This is a genomic window from Buttiauxella cochleicola, from assembly GCF_021282405.1.
GTDB classification, from domain to species: domain Bacteria; phylum Pseudomonadota; class Gammaproteobacteria; order Enterobacterales; family Enterobacteriaceae; genus Buttiauxella; species Buttiauxella massiliensis.
This window is the reverse complement of record NZ_JAJSOU010000001.1, coordinates 158,470-183,967: the sequence shown is the minus strand read 5'-3', so window position 1 is coordinate 183,967 and position 25,498 is coordinate 158,470. Positions and strand designations below refer to the sequence as shown.

At 50.2% G+C, this 25,498-nt stretch carries 21 protein-coding genes and 2 tRNA genes; 10 read left to right on the top strand and 13 right to left on the bottom strand.

Features of this window, described 5'->3' with window-relative positions:
- Positions 1–53: 53 nt before the first annotated feature.
- On the top strand, positions 54–635 hold the full coding sequence (gene sodB / locus LVQ79_RS00805) for a superoxide dismutase [Fe] (RefSeq protein ID WP_034455367.1): 582 nt from the start codon (positions 54–56) through the stop codon (positions 633–635).
- A gap of 52 nt (positions 636–687) precedes the next feature.
- On the opposite strand, the gene cydH is transcribed toward sodB, so the two are convergent.
- A complete protein-coding gene (cydH, locus tag LVQ79_RS00800; RefSeq protein ID WP_034455366.1) occupies positions 688–777 on the bottom strand; it encodes a cytochrome bd-I oxidase subunit CydH in 90 nt (29 codons plus the stop codon).
- Between the two features lie 295 nt (positions 778–1,072).
- On the opposite strand from cydH, the gene purR reads away from it, so the two are divergent.
- On the top strand, positions 1,073–2,098 hold the full coding sequence (purR, locus tag LVQ79_RS00795; protein WP_232863547.1) for an HTH-type transcriptional repressor PurR: 1,026 nt from the start codon (positions 1,073–1,075) through the stop codon (positions 2,096–2,098).
- Between the two features lie 20 nt (positions 2,099–2,118).
- On the opposite strand, the gene punR is transcribed toward purR, so the two are convergent.
- Complete coding sequence (gene punR, locus LVQ79_RS00790; protein ID WP_064511769.1) at positions 2,119–3,030, bottom strand: DNA-binding transcriptional activator PunR; 912 nt, start codon at positions 3,028–3,030, stop codon at positions 2,119–2,121.
- Positions 3,031–3,145: 115 nt separating this feature from the next.
- Here punR and punC point away from each other — a divergent pair, with 115 nt between their 5' ends.
- The 5 genes from punC (at position 3,146) to LVQ79_RS00765 (ending at position 9,733) form a co-directional block, all read left to right on the top strand.
- The gene (gene punC / locus LVQ79_RS00785) at positions 3,146–4,339 is read left to right on the top strand and encodes a purine nucleoside transporter PunC (RefSeq protein ID WP_232863546.1); all 1,194 of its coding nucleotides are present in this window, start codon (positions 3,146–3,148) and stop codon (positions 4,337–4,339) included.
- Positions 4,340–4,636: 297 nt separating this feature from the next.
- A complete protein-coding gene (gene cfa, locus LVQ79_RS00780; RefSeq protein WP_232863545.1) occupies positions 4,637–5,785 on the top strand; it encodes a cyclopropane fatty acyl phospholipid synthase in 1,149 nt (382 codons plus the stop codon).
- A 206-nt stretch (positions 5,786–5,991) separates the two neighbouring features.
- On the top strand, positions 5,992–7,311 hold the full coding sequence (locus LVQ79_RS00775; RefSeq protein WP_232863544.1) for a PTS sugar transporter subunit IIC: 1,320 nt from the start codon (positions 5,992–5,994) through the stop codon (positions 7,309–7,311).
- A gap of 50 nt (positions 7,312–7,361) precedes the next feature.
- Positions 7,362–8,753, top strand: a complete 1,392-nt coding sequence (gmuD, locus tag LVQ79_RS00770) for a glycoside hydrolase family 1 protein (RefSeq protein ID WP_232863543.1) — start codon at positions 7,362–7,364, stop codon at positions 8,751–8,753.
- Positions 8,754–8,809: 56 nt separating this feature from the next.
- Positions 8,810–9,733 (top strand): LacI family DNA-binding transcriptional regulator, encoded by a 924-nt coding sequence (locus LVQ79_RS00765; RefSeq protein WP_232863542.1) that lies wholly within the window; start codon positions 8,810–8,812, stop codon positions 9,731–9,733.
- 44 nt (positions 9,734–9,777) lie between these two features.
- Here the strand turns inward: LVQ79_RS00765 and LVQ79_RS00760 are convergent, their stop codons facing one another.
- Complete coding sequence (locus tag LVQ79_RS00760) at positions 9,778–10,419, bottom strand: riboflavin synthase (protein WP_064511775.1); 642 nt, start codon at positions 10,417–10,419, stop codon at positions 9,778–9,780.
- Between the two features lie 351 nt (positions 10,420–10,770).
- Here LVQ79_RS00760 and mdtK point away from each other — a divergent pair, with 351 nt between their 5' ends.
- From mdtK to LVQ79_RS00745, 3 genes are all read left to right on the top strand, one after another.
- Positions 10,771–12,144: an MdtK family multidrug efflux MATE transporter gene (gene mdtK, locus LVQ79_RS00755; protein WP_064511776.1), complete on the top strand. Its 1,374-nt coding sequence runs from the start codon at positions 10,771–10,773 to the stop codon at positions 12,142–12,144.
- 153 nt (positions 12,145–12,297) lie between these two features.
- A tRNA-Val gene (locus LVQ79_RS00750) sits at positions 12,298–12,374 on the top strand.
- A gap of 26 nt (positions 12,375–12,400) precedes the next feature.
- A tRNA-Val gene (locus LVQ79_RS00745) sits at positions 12,401–12,477 on the top strand.
- 220 nt (positions 12,478–12,697) lie between these two features.
- Here LVQ79_RS00745 and LVQ79_RS00740 read toward each other — a convergent pair.
- The 10 genes from LVQ79_RS00740 to LVQ79_RS00695 all read right to left on the bottom strand — a co-directional run bounded on the left by LVQ79_RS00740 (position 12,698) and on the right by LVQ79_RS00695 (position 25,422).
- Positions 12,698–14,035 (bottom strand): VasL domain-containing protein, encoded by a 1,338-nt coding sequence (locus LVQ79_RS00740; RefSeq protein WP_232863541.1) that lies wholly within the window; start codon positions 14,033–14,035, stop codon positions 12,698–12,700.
- Between the two features lie 38 nt (positions 14,036–14,073).
- Entirely contained in the window at positions 14,074–14,517 is a 444-nt protein-coding gene (gene tssE / locus LVQ79_RS00735; protein WP_232863540.1) for a type VI secretion system baseplate subunit TssE, read from the bottom strand.
- 1 nt (position 14,518) lies between these two features.
- Positions 14,519–15,055: a type VI secretion system lipoprotein TssJ gene (tssJ, locus tag LVQ79_RS00730; RefSeq protein WP_232863753.1), complete on the bottom strand. Its 537-nt coding sequence runs from the start codon at positions 15,053–15,055 to the stop codon at positions 14,519–14,521.
- Positions 15,036–16,136: a type VI secretion system baseplate subunit TssG gene (gene tssG / locus LVQ79_RS00725; protein ID WP_232863539.1), complete on the bottom strand. Its 1,101-nt coding sequence runs from the start codon at positions 16,134–16,136 to the stop codon at positions 15,036–15,038. Before tssG ends, tssJ begins: the two co-directional genes overlap by 20 nt.
- Positions 16,091–17,854: a type VI secretion system baseplate subunit TssF gene (gene tssF, locus LVQ79_RS00720; RefSeq protein ID WP_232863538.1), complete on the bottom strand. Its 1,764-nt coding sequence runs from the start codon at positions 17,852–17,854 to the stop codon at positions 16,091–16,093. Before tssF ends, tssG begins: the two co-directional genes overlap by 46 nt.
- A gap of 31 nt (positions 17,855–17,885) precedes the next feature.
- Entirely contained in the window at positions 17,886–19,484 is a 1,599-nt protein-coding gene (gene tssA / locus LVQ79_RS00715) for a type VI secretion system protein TssA (RefSeq protein ID WP_232863537.1), read from the bottom strand.
- Positions 19,484–22,570 carry an ImcF-related family protein gene (locus tag LVQ79_RS00710; protein WP_370639814.1) on the bottom strand — a complete coding sequence of 1,029 codons (3,087 nt, stop codon included), beginning with the start codon at positions 22,568–22,570 and terminating at the stop codon, positions 19,484–19,486. The genes tssA and LVQ79_RS00710 overlap by 1 nt, the downstream gene beginning before the upstream one ends.
- A gap of 326 nt (positions 22,571–22,896) precedes the next feature.
- Positions 22,897–24,066, bottom strand: a complete 1,170-nt coding sequence (locus LVQ79_RS00705) for a KPHS_23130 family T6SS system protein (protein ID WP_232863536.1) — start codon at positions 24,064–24,066, stop codon at positions 22,897–22,899.
- Positions 24,067–24,070: 4 nt separating this feature from the next.
- Positions 24,071–24,337 (bottom strand): PAAR domain-containing protein, encoded by a 267-nt coding sequence (locus LVQ79_RS00700; RefSeq protein ID WP_232863535.1) that lies wholly within the window; start codon positions 24,335–24,337, stop codon positions 24,071–24,073.
- 44 nt (positions 24,338–24,381) lie between these two features.
- Complete coding sequence (locus LVQ79_RS00695) at positions 24,382–25,422, bottom strand: putative type VI secretion system effector (RefSeq protein WP_232863534.1); 1,041 nt, start codon at positions 25,420–25,422, stop codon at positions 24,382–24,384.
- Between the last annotated feature and the right edge of the window lie 76 nt (positions 25,423–25,498).

The window sequence follows — 25,498 nt, the reverse complement described above, 5'->3', positions numbered from 1 at the left end:
TCGCAGCCAACAAAGATGCGGCTCGAAGTATGAAGGGTAATAAGGAGTCAGCAATGTCGTTCGAACTACCTGCACTACCATATGCAAAAGATGCTTTAGCACCGCATATCTCCGCCGAAACTCTGGAATACCATTACGGTAAACACCATCAAACCTATGTCACTAACCTGAACAATCTGGTTAAGGGCACCGCGTTTGAAGGTAAAACTCTCGAAGAGATCGTTCGTACTTCCGAAGGTGGCGTGTTTAACAACGCAGCTCAGGTTTGGAACCACACCTTCTATTGGAATTGCCTGGCACCAAATGCAGGCGGTGAACCAACTGGGGAGCTTCTGGAAGCCATTAATAAGTCGTTTGGGAGCTTTGCTGAGTTTAAACAGCAGTTCACTGATGCGGCTATTAAAAACTTTGGCGCTGGCTGGACCTGGCTTGTCAAACAAGAAGATGGCGCTCTGGCGATTGTCTCTACCTCAAACGCGGGTACCCCATTAACAACAGCGGCAACACCGTTATTGACTGTGGATGTGTGGGAACATGCGTACTACATCGACTACCGCAATGCTCGTGCTGGCTATCTTGAGCATTTCTGGGCGTTGGTGAACTGGGAGTTTGTTGCTAAGAATCTGGCAGCATAAAACCAAAAAGATATGGGCCGCGATTGCGGCCCATTTTAATCAGAGCGATGTATCAATGCAGTACGGCGGTTAACGCGCCACACACAATCAGAGCCAAAACAACAACCGTGGTCATGATTGAAAATTTCAGATCGGTACTCATTAGCAAACTCCTTTTATTACCCTACAATCGGTGTGTCGGATTGATTTTCCCACAATCAGACATAAAAATCCCCCTGGTTTTAACCTGATATCGCTTTTCCCTCTTTCACTTTTCTCCAGGATAGGCCAAAATCCCACGCTAATTTGTTGCGTACCATCTATTCAACGCCCTCCTCCCGTTTTATGTCGCAATCCCGGCATACCTGCAACCTTAACGTTGCCTCAGGAGTTAGCGTACGCAAACGTTTAACACATTGGTTATCAGGGGTTTACGATATGGCCCGGAGTGAAATTTAATGGCGACAATCAAGGACGTAGCGAAGCTCGCAAACGTTTCCACTACAACCGTATCACATGTGATTAACAAGACCCGTTTTGTGGCGGAAGAAACACGCAATGCGGTCTGGGCAGCAATTAAACAATTGCATTATTCGCCTAGCGCCGTCGCACGTAGCTTGAAAGTTAATCACACCAAAACGATTGGTTTGCTAGCCACTTCTAGCGAAGCACCCTATTTTGCCGAGATAATCGAAGCTGTCGAAAATAGCTGCTTTGAAAAAGGCTACACCCTGATTTTGGGTAATGCGCACAATAATTTCGAAAAACAGCGCGCCTATTTATCCATGATGGCGCAAAAACGCGTCGATGGGCTGTTGGTGATGTGTTCTGAATACCCGGAATCATTACTGACTATGCTTGAAGAGTATCGTCACATCCCAATGGTTGTGATGGACTGGGGCGAAGCCCGCGCGGATTTCACCGACTCCGTTGTCGATAATGCCTTCCACGGTGGCTATCTGGCTGGCCGTTATTTGATTGAGCGTGGTCACCGCGAAATTGGTGCAATTCCCGGTCAAATGGAACGTAATACCGGTGGCGGCCGCCATGCTGGTTTTATGAAAGCGCTGGAAGAGGCTGGTATCGCTATTCCTGAGAACTGGATTGTGCAGGGTGACTTTGAACCTGAGTCAGGCTACCGCGCCATGCAGCAGATAATTGGGCAGTCCCATCGCCCTACCGCGATATTCTGCGGCGGTGACATTATGGCGATGGGCGCAATTTGTGCTGCTGATGAAATGGGTTTACGCGTGCCGCAAGATATTTCCATTATCGGCTACGACAACGTGCGTAACGCGCGTTACTTCTCACCGGCATTGACCACCATTCATCAGCCGAAGGATTCACTGGGTGAAACAGCATTCAATATGCTGCTGGATAGAATCGTCAATAAACGCGAAGAGTCGCAGTCGATTGAAGTACATCCACGCTTAATTGAACGCCGTTCAGTGGCAGATGGTCCATTCCGCGATTATCGTCGCTAAAAACAGTCAATGGAGCCTGCCTAAGCAGGCTCCTGCAACCACTCCTGATTCATCGTCTCACTATCCCCCAAATACTCCAACAACCAGGCCAAAGCTGGCGAAGCATCATTTTGCCGCCATGTCAGGCAACATGCCGCGTCCGGGAATGGGTTATCGAGCGTCAGCTCACTCCACTGCCCCGAAGCTAACCACGGCTTTGCTATATGCAGCGGCACCATACCAATACATAAACCCGCGCTAAGACAATCAGAGCCAGATTCCCAGTCTGGAACCACAACTCGACGCTGATTATCCAAAAGCCAGGTAATGCGCTTCGGTAGCGAGCGGGAAGTATCTTCCAGTACTAACGACGGCCAGGCCCGTAGATCATCATCACTTAAGGTTCCGCCCTGCTGTGCCAGCGGGTGATTTGATGACACCACACAGCGCCAACTCAACGTCCCCATATCGCGGAACGCATAACGCCCCCCGACGGGAATAGCTTGTGTCGCACCAATCGCGACTTCAACTCGCCCATCAGCCAGCGCATCCCACACGCCGTTAAACACTTCCTGGAAGATACGCAGTTCGATATCCGGAAAATGACGATAAAAATCCAACACTAACTGACGTGTTCGTTCAGGTTTAACGATGTTATCGACTGCAATCGCCAGGTGCCCGCGCCATCCATTTGCGATCTGTTGACACTGCTGCCGTGTCGTCATCATTTTTTTGATAACAGAACGGCCTTCTTTCAGGAAAAAGACGCCAGCGGGGGTTAATTCAACATCACGATGGCGACGTTCGAATAACGGAACCGCTAACCAATCTTCCAGTTGCCGTACCGTATAGCTGATAGCTGACGGAACGCGGTGCAACTCTTGTGCTGCACCACTGAAGCTGCCATTGCGCGCTACCGCATCTATCACTTCCAGCGAATATTCTGACCACATTTCTCTGCTCACAAATTTTTTGAACGCAACCTACAAATATTAGCGTTTCACAAGCCTATTTGCACTCCGTACACTCTTGCAGCGATCAACCTGCAAGATAAAACAAGAGAAAATTATGCAACCATCAAAAGGATTTCTTATCTGGCTGGCTGGATTAAGTGTTCTGGGCTTCCTTGCCACAGACATGTATCTGCCTGCTTTCGCTGCCATTCAGCAAGATTTACAGACCGATGCCTCCGCCGTCAGTGCGAGCCTGAGCCTGTTCCTTGCGGGCTTTGCGTTTGCCCAGTTAATGTGGGGGCCGCTGTCAGACCATTTCGGACGTAAACCAGTTTTGCTGGCAGGTCTAAGTCTGTTCGCCGTCGGTTGTATTGGAATGTTGTGGGTAGAAAGTGCTACTGCTCTGCTGGTGCTGCGCTTCGTTCAGGCCGTTGGTGTTTGTTCTGCCGCGGTAAGCTGGCAGGCACTGGTGACCGATTACTACCCGGCAAACCGTGCAAATCGCATTTTTGCAACGATTATGCCGCTGGTTGGTCTATCTCCAGCACTGGCTCCACTGTTGGGTAGTTGGATTTTGACCCACTTTGACTGGCAGGCGATTTTCGCCACACTATTTGCCATCACGCTGGTGCTGATGATACCAACTCTGCGCCTGAAACCACGTACCCAGCATCACCCGCAAACAGAAGACAACAAAGTCAGCTTTATGTCGTTGCTGCGTAATCGCGTGTATAGCGGCAACGTGTTGATTTATGCGGCCTGCTCCGCAAGCTTCTTTGCCTGGCTGACCGGTTCCCCGTTCATTCTGAATGATATGGGCTACAGCCCGGCGGCGATTGGCCTGAGCTATGTGCCACAAACTATCGCCTTCCTGATTGGTGGTTACGGCTGCCGTAGCGCACTGCAAAAATGGCAAGGCAAGCAAATGCTGCCGTGGTTGCTGGCGTTATATACGTTGAGCATTTTCGGCACCTGGGCGGTTGCGGTAAGCGGCCACGCCACACTCACGTTATTGCTGATTCCGTTCTGTGTAATGGCGATTGCCAACGGTGCGATTTACCCAATCGTGGTTGCTTCCGCACTGTTGCCTTTCCCGCAAGCCACGGGTAAAGCCGCTGCGCTGCAAAACACGCTGCAATTGGGCCTGTGCTTCCTGGCAAGTTTGATGGTGTCGTGGTTGGTCGCTACACCACTGCTTACAACCACCAGTGTCATGTTGGTAACAATTGTTCTGGCCATGCTGGGTTATCTGCTTCAGCGTCGTAAAAATGCCGAGGTCTGGCAACCGGCTGAATCGGATGCACATTAAGATTAAAATTGCTCAGCCTCAACATGGTTAGCTTGCTAAGAATATGTGATTGAATCACCGCTTAAGCGAGCCTATACTCATAAACGGCTCAACAAATAACACCATAATAATCACATTAAAACGGGAGCCTCTTGGCTCCCGTTTTTGTTTTACATCTGTTTTTTTGGGGCGCCAAGCCCCCTTTCTCTGTTCTACGTCGGATATCAGGCACACGGAATTTTCCGTGACATTTCTCACATGCCCAAAATAGCGTCTACGCTGTTTTAAGGTTCCTTTCACATTGGTGATGGAGAAGCTATGAGTTCATCGTGTATAGAAGAAGTCAGAATAAGAAATAACCCGTGGTATCGGATTGTGAACGATATGCTCACGCGTGCAGGGGTAGAAATTAATGGCCCACGCCCTTTCGATATACAGGTTAAGCATCCCGATTTTTTTAAGCGTGTTCTGCAAGAGGGTACACTGGGTCTTGGTGAAAGCTATATGGACGGCTGGTGGGACTGCGAACGACTGGATATTTTTTTCCATAACGCCATTCGCGCCGGACTTGAGCGGCAACTCCCCCACCATTTAAAAGACACGCTACGTGTAGCCGCCGCGCGCTTAGTTAATCTGCAATCCAAAAAACGTGCGTGGATAGTCGGTAAAGAACATTATGATCTGGGCAATGACTTATTTAGCCGCATGCTTGATGAACATATGCAATATTCCTGCGGTTATTGGAAAGACGCTACCACGCTAAGTGATGCACAAAACGCCAAGCTTAAAATGATTTGCGATAAGCTGCATCTTGAGCCAGGAATGACGTTACTTGATATTGGTTGCGGCTGGGGCGGTCTGGCAGAATTTGCTGCCCGGAATTACGGCGTAGCCGTTCATGGTGTAACCATCTCCGCCGAACAACAAAAACTGGCGCAAGAGCGTTGTGCCGGGCTTAACGTTAATATTGCGCTGCAAGATTATCGCGAACTGGATATGCAATTTGACCGCATTGTTTCTGTCGGCATGTTCGAACATGTTGGGCCGAAAAACTATGCCACCTATTTTAATGTTGCCGACCGCAATCTAAAACCTGACGGTATTTTCCTGCTACATACCATTGGCTCGAATAAAACCTTTAACGGTGTTGACCCATGGATAGACAAGTACATTTTCCCTAATGGCTGTCTGCCGTCAGTGCGCCAGATTGCCGATGCCAGCGAAGGTCATTTTGTGATGGAAGATTGGCATAACTTTGGTGCCGACTACGACAAAACATTGATGGCCTGGCATGAACGCTTCAATAACTTTTGGCCGGAAATTGCCGATAACTATTCAGAACGATTCAAACGCATGTTTAGTTATTATCTGAATGCTTGTGCCGGTGCCTTCCGTGCACGTGATATCCAGCTCTGGCAAGTCGTCTTCACTCGTGGCGTCGAAAACGGTTTACGGGTTCCGCACTGATTTCCACCCCGGCAATGCCGGGGTAAATTCAATCCTCGCAAGCATGTAGCATTTTCTTAACAAAATGTGAGTCCCTTCACGTTTCCTGCGCTCCTTTCTTCACGAGTTTGATCCCGTTAACACTTATCTCTTTATTCATTGGAAACCGGTTTCCATCTTGTTTCACAATCACTCTACTTCCCAAAAACAATAGCAAGGATACCGCCATGAGCATGTACCAAAAAATGGTCAATGTGATTGAGCAAAAAGTCACGCCAATGGCAGGAGCAATGGGCTCTCAGCGCCATGTCATCGCCATTCGCGACGGTTTTATCTCCGCCCTTCCGTTTATGATTATCGGATCATTCTTGTTAGTGTTTATCTTCCCGCCGTTCTCGCCAGACAGCACCTGGGGCTTTGCCCGCTCGTGGCTTAACTTCTCGCAGACCTACCGCGAACAGTTAATGCTGCCGTTTAACCTCAGCATGGGCGTGATGACGTTCTTTATCTCCGTCGGTATCGGCGCAAGCCTCGGGAAGCACTATAAGCTCGACCCGATTATGACTGGCCTACTGGCGTTTATGGCCTTTTTACTGGTCGCCGCACCGTATAAAGACGGGCAGATCTCAACGCAGTATTTCTCCGGCCAGGGCATTTTCACTGCGCTGATTACGGCGATTTACGCCAGCGAAATATACGCGTTATTAAAACGCCACAACATTACCATCCGTTTGCCGAAAGAAGTGCCGACAGGCGTTGCGCGCTCATTTGAAATTCTGATTCCGGTTGTGGTGATTGTTGCAACCCTGCACCCGCTGAATTTGTTTATCGAGTCCACCACTGGGATGATTATTCCCGAAGCAATCATGCATCTGCTGGCACCGTTAGTATCCGCATCCGACTCGCTGCCGGCGATTTTGATTTCCGTCTTTATTTGCCAGATTTTATGGTTCGCCGGTATTCACGGCGCGCTTATTGTCACCGGGATTATGAACCCTTTCTGGATGGCGAACCTGTCAGCTAACCAGACTGCACTGGCTGCGGGCAATGTTCTGCCGCATATCTATTTGCAAGGTTTCTGGGACCACTACCTGTTGATTGGCGGCGTTGGCTCAACACTTCCATTAGCCTTCCTGCTATTGCGTAGCCGTGCGATTCACCTGCGTACCATTGGCAAAATGGGCGTGGTGCCTAGCTTCTTTAACATCAACGAACCCATTTTGTTCGGCACACCAATCATCATGAACCCAATGTTCTTCTTGCCGTTTACTTTGGTGCCAATGATTAACGCAACGCTTGCTTATATCGCGACAAAATTAGGTTGGGTTGCACAGGTTGTCTCTCTGACACCATGGACAACACCTGCGCCAATTGGTGCTTCATGGGCCGCAAACTGGGCGGTAAGTCCCGTAATCATGTGCCTGATTTGTATGGTCATGTCGGCTGTGATGTATTACCCATTCCTGAAAGCTTACGAACGCACCCTGCTGAAACAGGATGAAGAACGTAATACACAGGAAAATGACAGCCCGATTGCAGCAAACTGATATTTTTTATTGCCTGCCCGGATGGCAGGCACGTCAAACGAGGAACGAAAATGAAATACCTATTTCCTGATAATTTTTGGTGGGGCAGCGCCAGTTCAGCACCGCAAACTGAAGGTGAAACGCTCTCTTTTGGCAAGTCTGCCACCATTTGGGATCAGTGGTTTAAAGAACAACCAACCCGTTTCCATAACGGCGTAGGCCCTGCGGATACCTCCACGTTCTACAAGAATTGGAAACAGGACATCGCGCTGCTAAAAGAGCTGAACCATAATACTTTCCGTACCTCAATTTCCTGGGCACGCCTGATCCCTGAAGGGCGCGGCGCGGTAAATCAGGAAGCTGTGACCTTCTATAATCAGGTTATTGACGAGCTGCTGGCGCAAGGTATTAAGCCATTTATCAACCTGTTCCACTTTGATATGCCGATGGTAATGCAGCAGCAAGGCGGCTGGGAAAACCGTGACGTTGTCACGGCATATGCTGAATTTGCTAATGTTTGCTTTGACCTGTTTGGCGACCGCGTGAAGCATTGGTTTACCTTTAACGAGCCGGTAGTACCTGTCGAAGGGGGCTATCTGTACGATTTCCATTATCCGAACGTGGTGGATTTTAAACGCGCAGCCACTGTCGCTTATCACACCATGATCGCCCACTCTCTGGCGGTAAAGGCTTATCACGAGCGTAATGACGGCGGCGAAATCGGTATTATTCTCAACCTCACCCCTTCTTACCCACGTTCGCAAAACCCTGCGGATGTGAAAGCGGCGAACATCGCTGACCTGATGTTTAACCGCAGCTTCCTTGACCCTGCTTTGCGTGGTGAATATCCGCAAGAGTTGGTGGCCTTGTTGAAAGAGCATGGCCAGTTGCCTCAATGCCAGCCTGGCGATAAAGAGTTGTTGGCAGCAGGTGTCGTCGATTTACTCGGTATCAACTACTACCAGCCGCGCCGCATCAAATGCCGCGATTCACTGGTAAACCCTGACAGTCCGTTTATGCCAGAGTGGTTCTTCGAGTCCTACGAAATGCCAGGCCGCAAAATGAACCCGTATCGCGGCTGGGAAATCTACGAGCAAGGGATTTACGACATTCTCACCAACTTGCGTGAGAATTATGGCAACCCAAATTGCTATATTTCCGAGAATGGCATGGGCGTTGAAAACGAACAGCGCTTCGACGAAAACGGCCAGATTCAGGATGACTACCGCATTGATTTCGTGCGCGACCACCTGAAATGGCTGCATAAAGGCATCAGTGAAGGCAGTAACTGCCTTGGTTATCACATGTGGACGTTTATTGATAACTGGTCCTGGTGCAACGCCTATAAAAACCGTTACGGTTTTGTCTCGTTAAATCTCGAGACTCAGCAACGCACCATCAAGAAAAGCGGCGAGTGGTACAAAGCAACCGCCGCAGAAAATGGCTTTAACGATCGTACGTAATCTCCGCATACGGGCCGCGAGGCCCGTTTCTGGCTGAGAAGCGGGAAACTCACACCATGTCGAATATTAATGATGTAGCACGCCTGGCACAGGTTTCTAAAGCAACCGTTTCGCGTGTTTTAAGCGGCAGTCGCGGCGTGAAAGAAGAGAGTCGCCAGGCCGTTTTACGCGCGGCGGAAATACTTAACTACAAGCCGAATGCTATCGCTCAATCTTTGAGTTCCCAGTCAACTAATTGCATTGGCGTTATCTGCGCAACCGAACATATTCAGCAGTCAACTGGCTATCTGCAAGCACTTGAGAAACAGCTTAATCAGCATCAGAAACATTTGCTGTTACGCTTTGCCAATGACCATGACAGTGTGGCTCAGGCGGCACAGGAACTTTCTAACGGGTTATGTGATGCATTGGTGGTGGTGGGGGCTCGTTTTCCGTTACCGGAACTTGATGACGACATCATGTTGATTGATTGCCTGAGCGGTTCACATAACCTCAGTATTCAGTGTGACTATATTTTTGCTGCAGAAACGGCAGTGCATTATTTATGTAATCAAAAGCGGCGACAAATCGCTTTGATTAACTTTGCCAGTGGTGAAGCGGCAGCGCTCACACTTGAAGGTTATCATCAGGCGCTTCACAACCATGTCGTGCCCTTCAACCGCCAGTTGGTGATTGACGATGAATCATCGGTGCGCATTGCACTGCAACGCTTGATAAACCGTGGAGTGAAGTTTTCTGCACTGCTGGTCACCGATGATACGCAGGCGCAAGAAGCAGTAATGATGCTCAATCAATACCAGTTAAAAGTACCTGAGCAGGTGATGGTGTTCAGTCTTGACGGCTCAACCCGAATGCCTGGTTCGAATACTATTCCCGCCATTAAATATCCGCTGGAGAGTATTGCCCGTCGGGCAGTAGAGTTGTTGCTTGGTGAACGGCATACCAGTGATTTGGTGCGCGGAAGTTTGTTGATTGCTTAATACAGTCGGATGTCGCCTAAACGACATCCGACAAAAACCGTTTATCACGCCTTCGGTAGCAACGCATCCAAAGTCGCTTCACGTTGTGCGAGCACGCGCTCAACGGTATCTACAATTGCCTGGGTTTGTGGGTCAATTTCAATATTAATACGATTGCCGAGTTTCTTGCTGCCAAGCGTGGTGCGCTCAAGCGTTTCTGGAATTAAATGCACGCAGAAACGCGATGCTGTAACTTCACCCACCGTCAGGCTAATACCATCAATGCCGATATATCCTTTATGCAGGATATATTTCATCAACGTTTTATCGCGCATTTTAAACCAGATTTGGCGGTTATTTTCTGAAGTCAAAATTTTCGCCACTTCGGCGGTGGTCATAATATGACCGGACATGAGGTGCCCACCGATTTCATCATTAAATTTGGCAGCGCGTTCAACGTTGACACTGTCGCCCACCACTAGCTCGCCGAGGTTGGTGATGCGCAGCGTCTCTTTCATAAGATCAAAGCTGACGTGGTTGCCATTGATTTCTGTGACCGTCAAACAACAGCCGTTGTGCGCAACCGACGCCCCTGTTTCAAGGCCGGGTAACATCGCGTCGGGCATTTCAATGACGTGCGTACGGAAGTTAGGTTTCTCATCAATGGAGACCAGGGTCGCAGTGCCCTGCACAATACCTGTAAACATCGTAAAGCTCCTGGTAATTAAATGGTATTGAACATACCCGTTAGCATTCCAGTTACAGGTAGGCGGCCAGGGAGCAAATCCGCAGGAGCTTACTTGAGTAAGTGACTGGGGTTTGTGAGTGCAGCCAACACCCCTGTAGCTCGAAGGATGACGGGTATAATAGATAACGCAACACTTTAACAGTTGGAAAAAATGCTTACCAGCTATCCGCACTACCCCACCATTATTTGGCTGGCGTATTCGTTTTCAGCCGCTACAATAGTCAGGCTAATTCCCCTGCGATTCCTATTTTTCTGCCATTTCTGGCGGTCTTGCTGTCTTTCTAATAACTAAAAATATTCAGGTGTTCAAATGCAGAAGTACATAGTTGAAGCCCGCCAGTTACTCGCACTGGCGATACCCGTGATCCTCGCGCAGATTGCACAAACCTCAATGGGTTTTGTCGATACCGTGATGGCCGGTGGCTACAGCGCAACCGATATGGCCGCTGTGGCAATCGGTACATCCATCTGGCTACCCGCCATTCTCTTTGGTCATGGCTTGTTAATGGCGCTGACGCCAACCGTCGCGCAACTCAACGGTTCAGGGCGTCGTGAGCGTATTGCTCACCAGATTCGCCAGGGCTTCTGGTTGGCGGGATTTGTCTCGGCGCTGATCATGATTGTCCTGTGGAATGCGGGCCATATTATTCATGCGATGAAAAATATCGACCCGGAACTTGCCGATAAAGCCGTGGGTTATTTACGCGCGCTGCTGTGGGGCGTTCCGGGTTATTTGTTCTTCCAGGTTGCCCGTAACCAATGCGAAGGACTGGCAAAAACCAAACCCGGCATGGTGATGGGCTTTATTGGTCTGTTGGTCAATATTCCGGTCAACTACATCTTTATTTACGGCCACTTTGGCATGCCAGAACTCGGCGGTGTCGGTTGCGGTGTTGCAACTGCTGCGGTGTATTGGGTGATGTTTTTCTTCATGATTTCTTATGTGCGAAAAGCCCGCTCAATGCGCGATTTGAAATTGCCGAAAGGCTTTATCAAGCCCGACTGGAAAGTTATATATCGCCTTACCCAACTGGGTCTGCCGATTGCCCTGGCTCTGTTCTTTGAAGTGACACTGTTTGCGGTCGTCGCACTGCTGGTCGCGCCGCTGGGTATTGTTGACGTTGCAGGTCACCAGATAGCCCTGAACTTCAGCTCGCTGATGTTCGTTTTGCCAATGTCACTTTCAGCAGCAGTCACTATCCGCGTGGGCTTCCGTCTGGGCCAGGGTTCAACACTCGATGCGCAAACCGCCGCCTGGACAGGTATTGGTGTTGGTATGTGCATGGCAACCCTCACGGCTATCTTTACCATCGTGATGCGTGAGCACATCGCCCTGCTCTACAACAGTAATCCAGAAGTTGTCGCGCTGGCGGCGCATCTGATGTTACTGGCAGCGGTTTACCAACTTTCCGATTCCGTGCAGGTTATCGGCAGCGGTGTGCTACGTGGTTATAAAGATACACGCTCCATTTTCTTTATAACGTTTATCGCCTACTGGGTGCTGGGATTGCCAAGCGGCTATATTCTTGCACTCACCGATTGGGTTGTAGAACCGATGGGGCCAGCAGGATTCTGGACCGGCTTTATCATCGGTCTGACGTCTGCTGCGATTATGATGATGCTGCGGATGCGTTGGTTGCAACGTCAGCCTTCAATCACTATTTTGCAGCGCGCCGCACGATAAACCCGAATAGCCGCCGTTTTGGCGGCTATTTTTCCAGCGGGTTGTGCAGATGCGCAGCAAACGAGTGAAATATGGAAGAAAATTGTGGTTTAACGCTTGCAAGGCTCGGGGGCTGCCGCTAATATTCGTCCCCGTTGTCACAGACAACACAGTGCGTCCGTAGCTCAGTTGGTTAGAGCACTACCTTGACATGGTAGGGGTCGGTGGTTCGAGTCCACTCGGACGCACCATTCTAAGTTTTACCGCAACAAACAGTGCGTCCGTAGCTCAGTTGGTTAGAGCACCACCTTGACATGGTGGGGGTCGGTGGTTCGAGTCCACTCGGACGCACCATTCATAAAGAAACATTCAAAGCTTCATCTCTCCGGTCATCAAATCTTAACTAATCCAGCTATATTTCGACTATTCAACTCAATTCCTATTAAAACTCTTTTCTTAGTATCTCTGATTTTTGTTGCTTACCAGGGCAATGAAGACAATGTGTTACTAATGCTCCAGGCAACATTCACCAGATAACTAAATGAAGCTGGAGCCAAAAGATAGCCTCATTGGGCTACCCTTTTTGTTTAATCAGCACGTAGCGGTTGAGTAGCTGATTCAGATGCATATCCGTCTGAGTGGCCAATGCCTGTGATGGAGTCTCATCAAGCTGCCGTAACTGCTCTTCCACAGGAATCGTTTTGTTGAACGACTGTTGGATGCCAAACACCATCGTCTTAAGCTCACTGACCGTCATGTATTTGCCATGCTGCTCGTCCAATCCGTTCAGGCGGCTAGCGAGTTGCTGGAGTTGCTCCATTCCCTGATGCCAGTCATTCATCTTTTCCGTCGGCAATGCTGACTCCTTTAATTGCTGCTGCCAGCGTGAGGATATTTGCATCGCAAGCGGTGTCTGTGGCCACAATGCCTTTACCTGCCCAACGAGCTGATTACCATAATTCAGCGCCCAGTCTGGTTGGAGCATAGTGAGCTGTTTCAATCGCTGCTCTACCGCCTCAGGATAAGCGTTATCGCTAAGCCATTCGGGTTTCTTCTGCTGTAAACTTTGGATTTGCCCGGCCGAAAGAGCGGCTGGCCATGGCGCGATTAATGCCTGTAACTGAGCCAATTCAGGATCTTGTCGATGCATATAATTCCAACCGTACAGCGACATCCCACCGACCACCAGCATAGTGGCGACCCCAGAGATAAATGGCTTCCACGGTTTTACCGGCACAGAAATACTGACGATTTCGCCCTTCGCTTGCGGCTCTGCCTGAGCAACGTACACCCATGTAGTGCGCGAACTGTTACTGGCCGTCGTTGCGGATACGTTTGCTGGCAGGACAATACCTGTAGTAGTCGCACCGTTGTTACCTGCTTTAACATCACTGTTTTCCAGCCGTATGGCCGACGCCTGTAGCTGGTTACGTAATACGTCCATCTGGCTTAAATGTTTTAGCTCGAGGCGTTGCAGCACATCACCCAGATTAGCGAGATGTTTTTCTGCCTGATAAAGCGCGCCGAGATCAGCATATTCCAGTGTAAAAGTACGCACCATCTGCTGCACTCTTTGGCTTAAACCGCTAAGAACGTCCATCCGTGCATGCGTGGCCTGCGGCCATATTGCGCCCCACTGGTAGGTAATCAGCGCCACCACAATCGCTAGTCCTTCGTTTAGCCCATAAAGCCCGGCAAGACGAGTGCGCGCCTGGGTGTACCAGGCCGCAGTCTGAAGCTCTACGCCGTTACGCTCAAACAGATTCAGGCACAACGTTTCCACAAGCTGCCAGTTCACATCCGGCCGAGCCGGATGAGTAAGTTTGCTCAGTTCTTCGCGCAGTGCCGCAAAATCGGCAAGGCCACGCGGGTCGCCACCGGTTTTCAGCGTGTGTGGGTTTTTATCATTCATGGTTTTATTCTTGAGAAGAGGAAAAGAGAACGAACCCACTACATCCGGGTAGTGGTATCAAGGTAGTTCTGCTGTTTAAGATGGCGGATAAGCACCCGCCCTTCCGGCATAAAATCAGTGCCATAGCGCACCAGACCAATACCTTTCAACTCAGCATCAATCGCATAAGCAAGTTCACCCGGCATTTTTTGCTCAAGCAGCGTAATCGTCAGGCTTTTTAGACGTGGCTCGTATTTCAACAGCACGCTGGAAATCGTGTTCATCAACTGGTGCGCAGTCCCCGGTAAACCCTGCAGAATTTTGCTCATATCTGGCAGGCCATAATCCGGCAAGTGGCTTAATGTCCCCTGGCGGGCATTGAGAATGCGCTGCATATTGTCGAGCACCGAGAGAATGACCTGGTTTTGCTCGCTGACCTGATGGAGCTCAAGACCACCGGTGAAGTTCCCCGTGAGCATTTCATAAAGCGAAGGCTGCGCCATATTATTTATCCTTCAACGCAGTCAGCGTCATGCCCTGGTTATTCAGCTCAATCTGGCGCGCATTGTCCGGGTCCAGGTCATCACGGCTCAATACCACACGCCATGTGTCGTTGGTAAAATCTGGAGACATGAACATCCCCGCCACAGCTACAAAGTGAGCTTTCTCATCCAACGGCACATCAATAGTTACAGCCGCTCCTGGGCGAATACGTATATCCTTCTCGGTGATTAAATCAGCCTTAATCGCCTGGCTGTCGTCAGCAAATAGCGACGGATAATCCGTACCATCAAAAACCTTGCGGTCTTTTAACTGATAGATACGCACCACCATGGCCAACGGTGCGCCACCTGCGTTGTTGTTGATCGCGTCACGCGCTGTGATATCCAGATGCAGCATTTTTACCTGCTTATAAAAAATGGATTTCGTCATTGCCACAGTGCTATCGCTCACTTTCTGAGTCAGGCCGCAGCCGCTCAAGGTGGCAACTATTGCCAGCGGAAGTAACACGCCATATTTTTTACCAGCGATAATCGCCATGCTCATCGGTATCCCTCCGGTTAAGATTTTCCTGAACGCGCAGATAGCGACCCAGGTTAATAGTGATCAGTTCATCTTTATGATTTGTTGTAATGTCACGCGCACGCATCACCGCAGTTCTGCCGAGCAGCACGCCACTGAGCTGTGGCTGGCAGGAGAGCTGTGCATCCGGCAGCAAACTTCGCAGCACCGAAAGCTGAAAACGCACATTCAGCCGCGAGCCAAGATAGACCTGCAACAATGCCTGCAAATCTGTGTACAGTTGCCCGCCAGGCAGCCATTCATGGGCTTCATCGGCATTGTTTGTCTGCAGTCTCAGTAGTACCTGGCTATTCACATCAAGCGCGTGGCTGCCCATAACCGGGCTGTTGCTCATACTGACAGGATTACGCGCACTCATTGCAAGCTGCTTACGCAGCGGAATACGGCAGCGATCATGTGCAATTACACGCGCTTTGGTATCCGGAGCTAACAATTGGACAAGCGCGATAATCCCTTCGCTGGTCCGGGTCGGCAAACGCATCATGCCGGTCAGCGCAAGAAAACGAGAAACAGGCGTGGCGATATTCTGCGCGCAGCCTTTAATTCCCAGGCCGCACAAACTCAGCAGATAGCGGGATGTCTTGTCCGTACCACCAGGTGCGAAGGTGGCCGGATAAGAGTATTTACGCCAGATGCGGTAGTGTTGGGTGATTAACCGGTGGTTAAAAATATCCAGAAAATCGCTGACCGCCTCATGCCCATCGCGGCGCTGAGTAATATCGTCGATATAGGCAGTAGGCAGCGGTGACTCCACACCATACAGCCCCATAAAAGTGGTGCGGATAGTAGGCGGTAGATGCGCTTGTTCCGGTATTTCCACTCGTTTAAATTCACTGGCCGGAAACCCCATGCCCGGATGAGGACGAAAACGCACCGGGTCGTGTTTAACCTCCCAGTGGCTTCCCAGGGCTGGCGCTTCGGGCTGACTGCGCTCCAGTAGCTGGCAAAAACGATAAAACTGGGTATACGGCAGTTTATCCTGGAGCTGTGCGATTAACCGGGCAGACGCTGGTTGTGATTCTCGTTCCATCGGATACATTTCCCGGCAGGCTGGACAATAAGGGTGAGTTGATTAAACAGGTGAATATCGGCATACAGTGCAAGGAAGCGGTTGAGCATTTCACCAAACAGGTGGATATCACCCTCACCTGTAAAGCCATTGCTATCCAGCGTCACTTCGATATCAAGACCGCGTAGCAAGAAACCTTTTTCAAAACGCTGAATCTGGTGATGCTGCACTTCAAGAATGGCGTCCAGACGGCGGTTATTGAGTTCATCGCCCTGCCAGTTGTACAACTCTAACGTGCCACGCAACACCTCAGCGCTGCTCATCAGGTTCAGATAACTCGAACCCAGATGACTCAGCACACGCCACTGGAAACTGTCTTCAGCGGGAGGATACGACGGCAAAGTTGGTTTGCAGAGATTGCGAACTTTCAGCGGTGTTTGCAGTACGACCTCGCAACGATCAAGCAATGTGCTCTGAAGTGCTTTACGCGGTAACTGGCCATTGGTGCCGGTGATTTTTAGCGAGACAGGTTCGCGGGAAATCAGTTTATCTGCTTCCCACATCTCACCGCCAAGAATAAGCCATGTGTCATGCAACCCGGTAACACCTCGCCTCACACGAGTATGGAAGTAACGCTCCGGTGCATGGCGGCGCTGCATTCCTCCCCGATGGCGGAAACTGGTAAACGGGACATAAGTTGCGTCCGATGTTCGGTTTGAACCGGTTACGGAATCCACGGAGTAAATCTCAGTATGCCCGTCTTGCAGGCGGCGTGGACGCAACAGGTATTCATTTTCCAGACCGTTGATAATCAACGGGTCCGCTTCAAGTGAGAACAGGTTAACCACCGGCACGCAGTGCAGCATCAGGGCATCATCCGTCACCGGTAAATCGCTCGGCCACTGACTGTTTAGCACCACTTCGATATCCAGATGCGTGATTCCGGCAGGCAATGTCACGGTTTCCAGACCATTGAGATGCACAAACATAAACTTCTCGCGGAAGGTGAAATACTCCAGCAGTAATTGATATCCACTGAATGCGCTTTCCCCTTTTGGCCACAGTAAGTCTTCATCGGCAAACCCGCCGGGTGAGAACCAGCCATCCACTTTTATGCGATCTGTCTGATTAGGCAGGCGCAAATAAAACGCCGCCTGCCGACGAGTTAGCGCCAGATGTAACGCGCTACTTACCACCGCTTCACCCGACAGATAAAAACACAGACGCTTCAAATCCACCTGTGCCCAGTCCGCCTGCGTGCTGCATGCGAGACGCAGGCGTAACAAAGATCGACCATCAGGCTCTGTTGTCATCACCACTTTTGAAACTTCAAGCGGGTTCAACACCATATTGCGCGTGGTGCGGTACTGGCAGACGGTTTTCTTTGGTCCAACGGGGCGAGAATAAACTTCCATACCAACAGGTACCGTTTCGGCTATTTTCATCGCCGGAACATCTGGCGTGAGCGCCACAATCGCAAGCGATGGAATGGTACGCAGATAATGCGGCCACAACATGCTCACCAGCCCTTCGGTTAGTTCCGGAAGGTCGTCATCAATTTTTTCGCGCAGTCGCCCCATCGAGAAGGCGAAACCTTCGAACAGGCGCTCAACATAAGGGTCGGGAATACCCGGCTTATCGAGGTCGAGCATCGCAGCCCTATCAGGGTGAGTTTGTGCAAATTCTTTTGCCGCATCGCGAAGATAACGCATTTCGGCATCGTAATAACGCAGGGTTAGGTCTTTCATGGTTTTCTTTTTGGTCAGGAAGGATTATTGATTAACCACACAACACCGCAGCACGTGCCGGGTCGATAGTAATTAGCCCGGCGAGCAACTGTTCCATTTCATTATTTAGCCGCGCTTTATCGGAATCCGCTCGCCCTGCTTTCATGCGCAGCAGCTTCAGGCGACGGGCTTTCACTTCGAACAACAGTTCCGGCTCCCACTGCGTGAGGGTTAGCTGCGTGGCGTTGCCGTCCAGTTCACCCAGCAGATGCAGCGCCATTTCGTTTTTGCCGTACTGCTCGGCGACGCGGGCCATTAACAGGCGCAGCAGCCATTGGTGGCGTGGCGTGCGGGTGCCAGGGCGGTTCTGTAACCAGTTCAGTGCGGCTTCAACGCCTTCGCTGTCCGCCTGGGCCAGGGCTTCCGGTTCAAGTTGCAGGATATCGTCATCGCCCGCTGCGCTGGCAGAGGCGGCGGGTTCGTTACCCCAGCCGGACGAAGCCGTGACGTGCTGAGTTATCCAGTTCATCGTCACTTCGTCGGCAAACGGCGTGCCGTCGTTAAACGCCAGCCCTTCCAGACCTGGCAGGCGGGTCAGCAGGCCATTCAAATCCTGCTTAATGATTTCCGCCCAGCCTTCGTAAGGTGCACCCGCTTTTGACAGCGCCTGATGGGTATACCACTGCAGATCCAGCCACAGGTGATTCACCCCCTGGCCAAACAGGCTGTCGGCTTGCTCCAACAATTCCAACCAGCTTTGTTGCAGATACAAACGTTTCAGTAGCGCACGGTTTTCGGGTTTAGGCGGTGCCAGTCGGGTGCGACCATCCGCTGCCAGAGGTGGGAGTTCATGGAGGGTATCCAGGCGAAGACTTTTCATCAGATGATGGCCTGAAAGCCAACCGTCTGGCTGGTCGCGCAAATATTTCGCCAGCAGTTTTGCCTGGTCGAGTAAATCCCGCCCTGAAACAACAGGTTTCAATGCCAGCGCATCTGATGATGAGGATGCGTAGTGACTTGCCGCCGTGCTGCTGTTTTGTGGGATAACCGCATCGACACCGCCAGACTGTGCCAGGCGGTTTTCCAGTGCGGCATAGAGGCCGCTGAATTGCGGGCGGGAGGCGTCATCCCACTTCGCAACACCCTCTTCCACTAATGACAGCGCCCCGGCGATGCGTTCAAAGTCTGTTTTTGCGACTTCCGGATACAGAGACAAACTATCCAATACCCGGCTGCCTGCCATCCATTCCAGTGCCAGTTTGCGGCTGTTAGCACGCAGTGGATGCAAAGCATCGCCAAAACGCTGGATTAGCCCGGCCAGCAGGGCCAGACCATCAGCCAGCCCGGCTTCACCATCAGTATGCAACCTTGCCCAGATGTAGTACGTCGCGACGCGCACATCTTTGCAGGTGGTCGTCAGCAGTTTTTCAGCCAGCCCACAGACCAGTTCAGTGTTGGCGCCAGAAAGTTTGTTAACCTCTTCACGCATCTGCTGGAAATCGTCGTCATAGCCAGGATCATCCCCGGTCGGGGAGCTCGCTGAAATGGGAGCTAACCACTTATCCCACAACAGGAGTTGTTGTTGTGCCTGCTGCGTTAGGTTCACCCCATCAGAATGACAGGCGTTCAGTAAGGTGTGCAGTGTGGACATCAGTTTTCACCTTCGGTGATGGAACTGGTTGCAGCGTTGACGCTGAATATTTGTGTCGGTAACACGAAGTTGCGCAGCTTCAGTAGCTCCAGTGGACCGTCTCCAGCTTCGGTACGCAGGGTGTAGTTCAGCGGCCTGCCGTCCTGAGCAGTCCAGGTGATATTAAAGCTGCTACTCACGCCTGGATATGGTCTGACACTGGCTTTATCGAGTAGGCGTATCAGCCCCCAGGTGCCTGGCATATCCGCAAACTGGCGGGTACCGGCCTGAGTACTAATCCAGCTCAGACTTGCTCCTGATGCTTCAGTATCATGTGGCCAGGTGAAGCGCTTCCAGGCCGGGAGCTGGTTGTAATAACTGAGTTTCTGGCTATCGACAACCAGGTCAGTCTGCATCACATCCTTCGCTGTACCTGGACGTATTTCGAATCGAATGCTGGCTTCACCATCGACAAACACCACATCAGACAGATGACTCAGGGTGTCCATTGCATTGAGGAACGCCGGGCTGAAAGTCAGCCCCTGAGCATTAATACTGTCTGGCACCCAGCGGCGCCCTTCTTTATGCAGTACACCGTTCAGACGAGTCTGCAGGAAGCGTGAGATGCGCCCACTGTCGCTATTTAGATAGCGCGCCAACAGAGGAAGTGATACCTCACTGCTGGTGTCTTTCAGCGGATAACGGCCGCCAAAGGTACTGTTCCAGTCATCAACAATCGCCGCCTGCCATTGGGTATTCAGGCTCTCTGCCGCAGGTGTTAACACCTGTTGCCATGCCTGGTCCATCGGCTGCACAAACAAAGCGTGTCCAAATCCTCTCCATTCCTGGCCAAGGCTTGCCGCCACCAGGCTGCCGTAATCACGGGTTTCAGTCAGGTCAATGGCTTTGCCCTGGAACACCGTTTGCGCCAGGGTTTGCGCCATCGCTTGCGGGTCAGCAGCATTAACGACTTGTTGAAGTTTGAGACGAACCTGGGTGACGCGAGTCAGGAAAGTTTGCAGGCTAAGGTTCGAGCTTCCTTGTCCACGAGCGTTGATATCCATAAGTGCCAGGACCGGGCCAAAGGTCTCATCCAGCGGCCCCTGCGCTCCGGCTTGTTGGTCAATCGTCGGTTGCTCATCGCGGTTTAATAGATTCTTGGCTGATTTCACCAGGGAATCCGACAACCCAGCGCCAGTCTGACCAGTTTTACCCTGAATGCTCAGCGTATTCATCAATGCAACCAGCGGCGACTGTCGTACGTCCGCCATCAGAGTGAGCTGGTCAATGGAATCCGATAATGTCTGCGCCTGTTGCCAGTGCAGACTGTTTAAAAACTCAAGCCAACTGCCGGAGAAATCAGCGAAGTAACGCTCTTTTAACCGTTGCTGCAACTCTTCTGGCGAACTCTGTTCGACAACGGAGACTTTGTTTTCACTCAACACCCAGTCCATCTCTTCACGCCGGCCGGTAACCACTTTCTCGATTGCCGGTTCAACCGCTTCATCCCACGCTTTACGGGTGAACATGCCGGGTACTACCGCATCAGTTGTGAAAATACGTTCTGCGTCGGTGTCGCCGGTCATATCTGCCAGACTCAAATCGGCATATTGATGGGCAACCTGAACCAGTATTTTTTGATAGAGCGAGGATTCACTGTTGCGCGCCCCCATCTGTCGCACTAATAACGTCCGCACTTGATTTACCATGTTCATATCCGGTGCCAGACTCCACTCCGCATGGTGAGCCAGATTTGCCGCGTAAAACGCCAGTAGCGACGGGCCGCTTCCTTGCCAGATACCATTTACTACGCCAGCACGTTGTGGCCAGTCGGAGAGCAGCGTTTTGCTGAACCAGGCCGCATCCATTCGGTCCGGGTGGGCCAGCATCAGATAGAGTTTTAACTGGTCGTAAGCGGGTTTAATCAGTTTCTCGCGTTGTGAATCGTCCGGAGGAAGCTGTGCCAGTAAAGTGAGTTGCCCTTCAAGGTGCTCTGCGCTTGCGTCTCGCAACAGGGGAATAGCGCTGGCACCATAGTGCGGCCAGAGTGATGCCAGCAGCGCATCATTTTGGCTCAGACCAAAGCGGCTATACCATGGCGCACCTTCCTGCTGGCGGTACTGCAACCGGCCAAGAATTTGCTGCAAATCCAGCTGTGCCTGTAAACGCGAAGGCAATGGCTGCTTTACATCTGCCGCACGTTTAACTTGTGATTCACTGGTATTGATAGCATCGCGGTTAACCAGGAATGAGACCACCATTCCTGCGCCCCACAGCACCATTACCCCGGCAACAGCGGTTGCCAGCGTTCTACGCCAGGCAAAACCTAACGCCTTTGGTGCGAGGGCTGCGGGTAAAGATGGGAGGGAGTTCAGCAGTACATCCCAACGGTTATCCTTGCCCCAGTGATGTTTCACTGAGCGCTCTGCATCCATCGACACCGGGCTGAATATCACTCCGGCCAATGGTAAAGGGCGATAGGGATTGAGCAAAGTGGCAAGCGGTGCTGCCACGGAGTCAGGGTTATTGGCTACCTGGTCAGCGAGCTGCAGTAAAAACAGGTGTTGCGAACTGGTGATGACCTGCTGTGTCCCTTGTTCAATTAGCTCAGGAACCAACCCTGCAAGCAGAACGCTAAACTCTTCAGGTTTACAGCTTGCAGGGAGTAAACAGCCGACAGATTGCGTAATGCGCTCGGACTGTGTGGATTCAGAAGGATGTAGCGACCAGACATACAACGGCAAACGCCAGCCAAGTTGTTCATAACGCGTAGCAAATGCCTGCGACACGTTGTCCATCATATCGGCGGAGAGCGTATTTTTAGTTTCGCTCTGGCAGACAAATGCAGAGGTCACCCACACCACGCCATCCAGCGGACGGCGGCGCAGTTTACGCAACGCGCTCAACCACTCGCTGTCAGCCGGTGCGCCCAGGTCGCCGCCCCACAGCAGCACGGTGCCGCTGTCTTCCTGCCAGTATTGAGAAGTCAGATTAGGAGCAAGCTGTTCGACGTCGGCTGCGCTGCCGGTTAACAGCAGAATGCGGACTTTACGGGGCCAGAAGCGACCGTAGATCTGGCGCAAAGCTTGTTGGGGGGCTATCTGCATGGGACTTTGATTAGCTCTGACTCTAGATTCATCTGCTGAAGATGTATGGTTAAACATTGAATTGAGCTTCTGCCCATTTTTTCCCCGAAAGGAGGAAAGAAACTGATATGACGGCAATGATCGCAGCACTGATTGTCGGGAGCCTAACCGGATAAATTTGAGCCCCACCATGATTACCAGCATAGTGATACACCATGCACCAAACTGCATTTTATATCCGTCCAATTTGAAATAACTTCTGCCAAAGTAAATAGTCATCGCAACGACTAACCCCAGGAAGCAGACAAGTAATATCAGCCCCCACAGCCTCATTGACCGACTATTGCTCACAACGCCCCCTCATGAAGTGATATATTTTTCATCTGCACAAGTAATGTTTTGGCCCCACACTGGGAAACAATTAAATTACTCGCATTATTATTTTTTCCATGCAGAAGCACTAATGCCATTGTTATCCATATGCTATCGTCCCCCTGCCTGCCCAAAATGAGTTCCGTAAAATGTTGTGATAACAGGTTTGAGTCCTCCCCGGATTTCAAGGCTTCATTGCATATTTGAGATACTTTATTAACAATATTTTTTTCAGTTAATTTATCAAACCATAATTTTTCTATTCCCGTAGTACCGTCCTGATATTTCAGCAGGTTGGATAAATCAGACTGAAGTTCGGTGCTGTCAGTATCCATGGCCCGGTACAAACGTGCTTTTTGTGGGAGTTGTTCTGCTGTACCAGTAGGTGCCAATAACCAGGCGCAGGCAGCATCGCTTGTTACATGTTGAGCATCATCAGATGCCAGAGGATTACAAATGACAACCAGTCGATACTTATCTCCTGGATGCTCAAGCCACTCATTAATTTGATTTGTAAAGTTTTTAACAAGAAAAACGGGAACTGCTACCGCTTCTGCGGGCAGGCCGAGAGTTATCCAGGCATGAGAAAATGATCGCCAAAGAGAAAGATAGGATGTCTCAGTACCTGACAACCTAATTTCGATTTTTTCTGCTTGAGAAAGGGTCAGCAATTTATAACGTAAAGATGATAGAAGCTCTTGAAAAACAGCGGTGTAATCAATTCCTTCAGAGAACTTTATTGATTTATCACCAATGATATTAAACTCAACACCCCGACTGAATTTATCAATTTCAATCGTATCTGGAAAGACAGAGGAACAATCAATAACAGGAATGAATTCAGATGCCCATTTACTACATATGTTCTCTACTTTTTTATTGCTTACTTCAATGAGTTCATTGTTCTCCATTAACATTCCTGTACGGAGAATAATCCATCCAGCAACAATGCCAAATAAAATAGATAATGTCAGGCTCAAGGTAAATAAGAACAAAAATGCGTTTGTATTATGGCTTGAGTAGTAATAAATCATGCACCCAAGAACAACAACCAACAGACATAAAAAAAACACACTGAACAATTTATTAATTTTCAGTGTAGGTGTTTTCTGAGGTTTTTCTAAAGCAGGTATATCCCATGACATATATTCAACCTATCCCTGTACCAGGAATACTCGTAATAACATAACATCCACAAAGGCATTTGCATTGATGGAATGCCACAAGTTTCCCATCGGAAACCCATTCACTTGAACCCTCTATAATTTTATTTTTGCCATGCCCTACAATCGGACATATGACATCATCACCAACTAATGCGGCTTTTATGCCATCAATAATCATTGTGGAGGATGCAGATGTGACAATGCCGCCACTACTCAGTTTATCATTTAATCTTACAATTCCGGAAAACACATTCACCTCTTTATAATTACATCGACCCAATGCCTGGTAAATAATTAATAGTAATAAAATTCCCTTCCCCAGCCGGTATAGAGAAATGGTGTCTGGTCTTTAAATGGGTTTTCCGGTTTCCCCGTGCGTTTCCACTGTCTTTTTCGCTGCCGGTTTAGTTTGCACAGATTAATATCGGTGACGTTCTTCCAGCCCATCACGGTAAATATTTCTTCGGCCAGGTCTGCCTCCGGGAAAGGATGGCGTCGCCATACGCTGTATAATGCCGGGCCGATCATAAAGACTCCTCCCGATAAAATACCGATAAGTAAAGATTCATAAAGATCCTGTGAGAATAACCCCGCAAGACCATCGGTAATAAGCCAGGTGATTATAACTCCAGCGAGTGCAACGCCCAAAATACCCAACCAAAACCAGGCTCCTCCCCAGCGCGCCTGCCTTTTCCCACGGTAACAACCCGGCGTCATGCTGATGGAGCGCTCCTGAGGTTTAGCCAGAGCGTACACCAGATATTTATCCCCTACTGGCGCAACAATCAGTTCAACCTCCTCGCCCACCTGACAAAAGGTATAACCTAACCAACCCGAAAAACGTTTACCATTGATTTGCCCTGTCACATGCCAGGCGAGTTTACGTATCCTGTCACTGTTAAGCACCATCCCTTGTGCTGTGGCGCTTTGCCCACCGGCAGCAATGACCACAGCAGCATTGGCCACCCGCTCTTCGTGGAGGGCAAAATAGTCATGAGTCTGTGGATAAGCCTTCGGATCAAAGTAGTGTGGAATTAACCGAGCATGAAATGCTTCCAGCTTTCCAGTCATTTTTATCAGCGGTGCAGGAGGCGGTAAAATCGGATCTGGCGGAGCATCCTGAAGCTGTAGCTCAAGTATTTGCTCTTGTTTACGTAATCCTGGCAACAGATTCCGCTCCCCATGGGTAGATTCGATTCGTGCAATACGTTCTTTTAAAATCACCCGCTCACTTTGGAGCTTGAGATAATCCACGCAAGGGTACTTTTCTTTATCGTTAAATTCTTTCCAGGTAGGGCGGGGGGTATCAGAAAATTTTATGGTTTCGTATGTCATTATCTCTCCCTGAGCAAATTGATTAGGCCTTTTGCTAACGTTTATGCCTCGTAATCTTCTGTTTCGGTATTGATGT

Coding starts and splice junctions, on each gene's coding strand:
- sodB (WP_034455367.1), top strand. CDS start 54: ATGTCGTTCGAACTACCTGCACTACCATATGCAAAAGATGCTTTAGCA.
- cydH (WP_034455366.1), bottom strand. CDS start 777: ATGAGTACCGATCTGAAATTTTCAATCATGACCACGGTTGTTGTTTTG.
- purR (WP_232863547.1), top strand. CDS start 1,073: ATGGCGACAATCAAGGACGTAGCGAAGCTCGCAAACGTTTCCACTACA.
- punR (WP_064511769.1), bottom strand. CDS start 3,030: ATGTGGTCAGAATATTCGCTGGAAGTGATAGATGCGGTAGCGCGCAAT.
- punC (WP_232863546.1), top strand. CDS start 3,146: ATGCAACCATCAAAAGGATTTCTTATCTGGCTGGCTGGATTAAGTGTT.
- cfa (WP_232863545.1), top strand. CDS start 4,637: ATGAGTTCATCGTGTATAGAAGAAGTCAGAATAAGAAATAACCCGTGG.
- LVQ79_RS00775 (WP_232863544.1), top strand. CDS start 5,992: ATGAGCATGTACCAAAAAATGGTCAATGTGATTGAGCAAAAAGTCACG.
- gmuD (WP_232863543.1), top strand. CDS start 7,362: ATGAAATACCTATTTCCTGATAATTTTTGGTGGGGCAGCGCCAGTTCA.
- LVQ79_RS00765 (WP_232863542.1), top strand. CDS start 8,810: ATGTCGAATATTAATGATGTAGCACGCCTGGCACAGGTTTCTAAAGCA.
- LVQ79_RS00760 (WP_064511775.1), bottom strand. CDS start 10,419: ATGTTTACAGGTATTGTGCAGGGCACTGCGACCCTGGTCTCCATTGAT.
- mdtK (WP_064511776.1), top strand. CDS start 10,771: ATGCAGAAGTACATAGTTGAAGCCCGCCAGTTACTCGCACTGGCGATA.
- LVQ79_RS00740 (WP_232863541.1), bottom strand. CDS start 14,035: ATGAATGATAAAAACCCACACACGCTGAAAACCGGTGGCGACCCGCGT.
- tssE (WP_232863540.1), bottom strand. CDS start 14,517: ATGGCGCAGCCTTCGCTTTATGAAATGCTCACGGGGAACTTCACCGGT.
- tssJ (WP_232863753.1), bottom strand. CDS start 15,055: ATGGCGATTATCGCTGGTAAAAAATATGGCGTGTTACTTCCGCTGGCA.
- tssG (WP_232863539.1), bottom strand. CDS start 16,136: ATGTATCCGATGGAACGAGAATCACAACCAGCGTCTGCCCGGTTAATC.
- tssF (WP_232863538.1), bottom strand. CDS start 17,854: ATGAAAGACCTAACCCTGCGTTATTACGATGCCGAAATGCGTTATCTT.
- tssA (WP_232863537.1), bottom strand. CDS start 19,484: ATGTCCACACTGCACACCTTACTGAACGCCTGTCATTCTGATGGGGTG.
- LVQ79_RS00710 (WP_370639814.1), bottom strand. CDS start 22,570: ATGCAGATAGCCCCCCAACAAGCTTTGCGCCAGATCTACGGTCGCTTC.
- LVQ79_RS00705 (WP_232863536.1), bottom strand. CDS start 24,066: ATGTCATGGGATATACCTGCTTTAGAAAAACCTCAGAAAACACCTACA.
- LVQ79_RS00695 (WP_232863534.1), bottom strand. CDS start 25,422: ATGACATACGAAACCATAAAATTTTCTGATACCCCCCGCCCTACCTGG.